Genomic DNA, 4,146 nt, shown 5'->3' on the forward strand with positions numbered 1-4,146 from the left:
CCATCCGGTTGCGACATCGTGACGCGCAAAAGGATTGCCCCACCCATGCTGTCGCCCGCCCAGATCGCCGTCATCAAGGCCACCGCTCCCGTTGTCGCCGCCAATGCCAACCGGATCACCGGCACCTTCTATCCACTGATGTTCGAGCGCTTCCCGGAGGTGCGCGCCGTCTTCAACCAGAGCCACCAACGCAGCAGCGCCCAGCCGGAGGCGCTTGCCAACGCCATCATCGCCTATGCCTCCAACATCGACCGGCTCGACGTTCTTGGCCCGGCGGTCGAAGGAATCGTGCAGAAGCATGTGTCGCTCAACATCACCCCCGACCAGTACAAGATTGTCGGCACCTGCCTGATGGAGGCAATCGGCAAGGTTCTTGGCGATGCGGTCACCGCCGAGGTCGCAGACGCCTGGGGGGCAGCCTATTGGCAGTTGGCCGAGTTGCTGATCGCGGCGGAAGAAAGGGAGTATGCCCGCAAGGCCGCACTGACCGGCGGCTGGCGCGGCGCACGGCGCTTCCGCATCGTGGAGAAGACGCCGGAAAGTGCCGTCATCACCTCCTTCCGGCTGGCGCCCGCCGACGGTGGCAAGGCGATGGACTTCCGACCGGGCCAATATCTCGGTCTGCGGCTGACCATCGACGGCGAAACCGTTCACCGCAACTACAGCCTGTCGGCCTCGCCGAACGGCCGCGATTACCGCATTTCGGTGAAGCGGGAGCCGCAGGGGCTGGTCTCGGGTTTCCTGCATGACCGTGCGCAGGTTGGCGACGAGATCGATGTCTACCCGCCGGCCGGCGAGTTCGTGCTGCGCGAGGGCGCGGGCCCGCTGCTGCTGATCACCGGCGGCGTTGGCCAGACCCCCGCCCTGCCGCTGGCCGAACAGGCGCTGACCGCCGGCCGCAGGGTGATTTACGTCCATGCGGCGCTCAACGGCTCCGTCCACGCCTTCCGCCAGCAGATCGAGCAGTTGGCCGCCCAGCATGACGCGCTGAAGCCGGTCTATTGCTATGCCCAGCCGCAGCCGGGCGACGAGCCCCACATGGTCGGCCTCCTCGATCAGGATCGGCTGGCCAACCTGCTGCCGAAGGAGCCGGGCGTGGCTGCCTATGTCGTCGGCCCGAAGCCCTTCATGGCTGCGGTCGTCAAGGCGCTGACCGCGCTGGGACTGCCAGACTCGGCGATTGTGCACGAGTTCTTCGGCCCTCGCGAGGCGCTGGCCTGACGCGGAGCACAAGCAGCGTCGCCTTCAACTGGACGGGCCGGTCTTCCTCGGAGGGCCGGCCCTTTTTCTGCCGACCTCTCGGGGGGACCGCTGACTCCGCCGAAAATGAGTAAATCTGTTATATCAGAAAACCTTTAAATGTGGCTGTCTGACCAGGATCGCCATCCCGGCCTACAGTTGCCACGAAATGCGCGCCACTGGTGGAATCGAGACAGGTTGCGAGCGAGGGTCCATTGCGCCGCGGGATGTTTCCAAGCCTGTCGCGGAAGAATCGTGGATTCTCCTTATTTCTTTCTTAGCGATTTTGGCGCTTTCCTAGTCGCGGAATGGTCGAATTATTTGCAATTGCATCTTTCCTGTGTCCATGGAGAAGCCGGCGCAGGACGGAACGCGAATGGAACGACGGTGCGGCGAGAGCCGGAACGGCCAGCTGCAATGACTTAATGGAGCGCCGGTGTCCGAGCGCCGGGGGAGGATGGTATGTCGAACGGTAGCCAGGGCATGACGATTCAGGGCACACCGGCCAAAGGTGCTGCCTGGTATTCCGGCCTGCGTGCCAAGCTGATGATCGCCATCGGCGTGGTGCTGTCCGGGACGCTGGTGGCCGCCGCGGTGGCGCTGATCGGCTATGCGAACGTGCGCACCACCATTGATGCCATTGTCGGCGAGGCGGTGCCGGCGATGACCGAGGGCATGGCGGTGGCACAACAGGCCGAACGGCTGGTGGCCCTGGCCCCGGCCCTCACGTCCGCGGACAGCCCCGCTGCGCGGGAAGCGGTCTCCGCCCGCATCGCCGCCGCGAAGGACGAATTCAACGCCCGCCTGACCCGGCTGCGGAGCACCGGGTCGGCCGGGGCTCAGCTGGCCGCCATCGAGGAGGCATCGAAGGGGTTGCTCGGCAATCTCGTGCAACTCGACCAGGCGGCAGCCGAACGGGTGGGTCTTGCCGCCGAACGCGCGGCGATGATGCCGAAGGTGTTGGCTGCCGAGGCGGAAATCCAGAAATTCGCCGCTCCCTGGACCTCCGTCCTGAACAATGACGAGGAGCAGGCCCGCTCCACCCTGGCGGAACCGAATGCCGATCCCGCCGCGGTGCGTGAGGCGGCGACCGCCTTGCCCCAGGTCGTGACCCAGAAGAAGCCGTTGGGCGCCGTCACGGCCGAGGCGGCCAATGTCCGCAACATGTTGATGGAGGCTGCCACCACCCGTGACGAGCAGCGTCTGGCGATCATCGAGACGCGGATGGGCGTGGCGCTGGCCAGCTTCAGCAACGGCGCCCAGGAACTGCCGGAGCGGTTGGCAGCCGTCGCGGCCAAGCAGGCGGACCTGCTGACCGGCTTTGCCATCGGCGAAGCATCGATGGTCACACTGCGCCAGAAGGAACTGGCGATCGAGGGGTACTTTGCCCAGCTGCTGGAAAGCAACCATGCGCTGACCACCACGCTCGCCAACAGCATCGCCACGCTGGTCGACGGCCAGAAGGCGACCATCGCCGAGGCGAGCGGCGCCACCGCCCGGATGCTGGACAACAGCCGCCTGACCCAGATCGCCGTCGCTCTGGCCAGCATCCTGGTGTCGATCCTGGTCGTCTGGCTCTATATCGGCCGGATCGTCATCCGCAGGATGATGGCGCTCAAGGCCGGAATGGGCCGGATCGCCGGTGGCGACCTGGACGCCGAGATCGGGCTGAACGGCCATGACGAGATCGCGGAGATGGGCGCGGCCCTGCTGGTCTTCCGCGACACCGCGCGCGAGGTGGAGACCACCCGCGCCGCCGCCGAGGCCGAACGCCGGCGGGCTGCGGGCGAACGCCGCCAGACCATGCTGTCGCTGGCCGACCAGTTCGAGAATGGCGTGAAGACGGTGGTCGAGACGGTGTCCGCCGCCGCGACCCAGATGCACCAGACCGCCGCCGGCATGGTGGCGACAGCCGACGACACATCCCGTCAGGCCGGCAATGCCGCCGAGGCGGCGGAAACCGCCTCGGTCAATGTCGATGGCGCCGCATCGGCCGCTCATGAGCTGTCGCAGTCGATCAGCGAGATCGCCCGGCAGGTGACCGAATCGGCAGCCATTGCCGCCAAGGCCGCCGGCGAGGCCGAACGCACCGACGGCACCATGCGCGAATTGAACGAGGCGGCCAGCCGCATCGGTGCGGTGCTTGACCTGATCTCCGACATTGCGGGTCAGACCAACCTGCTGGCGCTGAACGCCACCATCGAGGCGGCACGCGCCGGCGAGGCCGGCAAGGGCTTCGCCGTCGTCGCCAGCGAGGTCAAGCAGCTGGCCAGCCAGACGGCGAAGGCCACCGACCAGATTGCCGGCCAGATCGGCGCCATGCAGCAGGCGACCGGCGAGGCGGTGAACGCCATCCGCAGCATCGGCCAGACCATCGGCCGCCTGAACGACATCGCCGCCAGCATCGCCGCGGCGGTGGAAGAACAGGGTGCCGCCACATCGGAAATCGCCCGCAACGTCCAGCAGGCGGCGGGTGGCACCGCCCAGGCTTCCCAGAATATCGGTCAGGTGCGCACCGCTGCCGGCCAGACCGGCCAGTCGGCCCAGGAGGTCCTGTCGGTCGCCCGGGAGGTCTCCAGCCAGACCGGCCGCCTGCAACAGCAGATCGACCACTTCCTCAGTCAGGTGCGGTCGGCGTGATCCGGTCGAAAAGCCCCTCTCCCTCGCGAGAGGGGCTTTTCATTTGTGCCTTCCGCGACGTCTGCCCCGTCGTCCAGGACCAGGCGGAAGTGCAGGGATGCGCAAACGAATTGTAGCGTTGCTTCATTGGCGGGTCGACAGAGCGGTATATCTGTAGTAAAACTACATTTGTTCCGACCCGCCCCTTCGGCAGCCACGCTGGGCCCTCCATGCTGGACACCATCGCCTCTTTCCTGGACAGCCTCCGCCGTGCGGAAAGCGCGGTGG

Annotated in this window: 2 protein-coding genes; both read left to right on the forward strand. The window is 66.7% G+C overall.

Translation table 11 applies throughout. The features are described from left to right. Nucleotides 1–45 precede the first annotated feature (45 nt). The gene (gene hmpA, locus I71_RS11835; RefSeq protein WP_042695062.1) at nt 46–1,221 is read left to right on the forward strand and encodes an NO-inducible flavohemoprotein; all 1,176 of its coding nucleotides are present in this window, start codon (nt 46–48) and stop codon (nt 1,219–1,221) included. A gap of 501 nt (nt 1,222–1,722) precedes the next feature. Next, a complete protein-coding gene (locus tag I71_RS11840; protein WP_085940714.1) occupies nt 1,723–3,879 on the forward strand; it encodes a methyl-accepting chemotaxis protein in 2,157 nt (718 codons plus the stop codon). Nucleotides 3,880–4,146: the final 267 nt, after the last annotated feature.

Source organism: Azospirillum sp. B506, from assembly GCF_000333595.1.
Lineage (GTDB): Bacteria > Pseudomonadota > Alphaproteobacteria > Azospirillales > Azospirillaceae > Azospirillum.

Coding starts and splice junctions, on each gene's coding strand:
- hmpA (WP_042695062.1), top strand. CDS start 46: ATGCTGTCGCCCGCCCAGATCGCCGTCATCAAGGCCACCGCTCCCGTT.
- I71_RS11840 (WP_085940714.1), top strand. CDS start 1,723: ATGACGATTCAGGGCACACCGGCCAAAGGTGCTGCCTGGTATTCCGGC.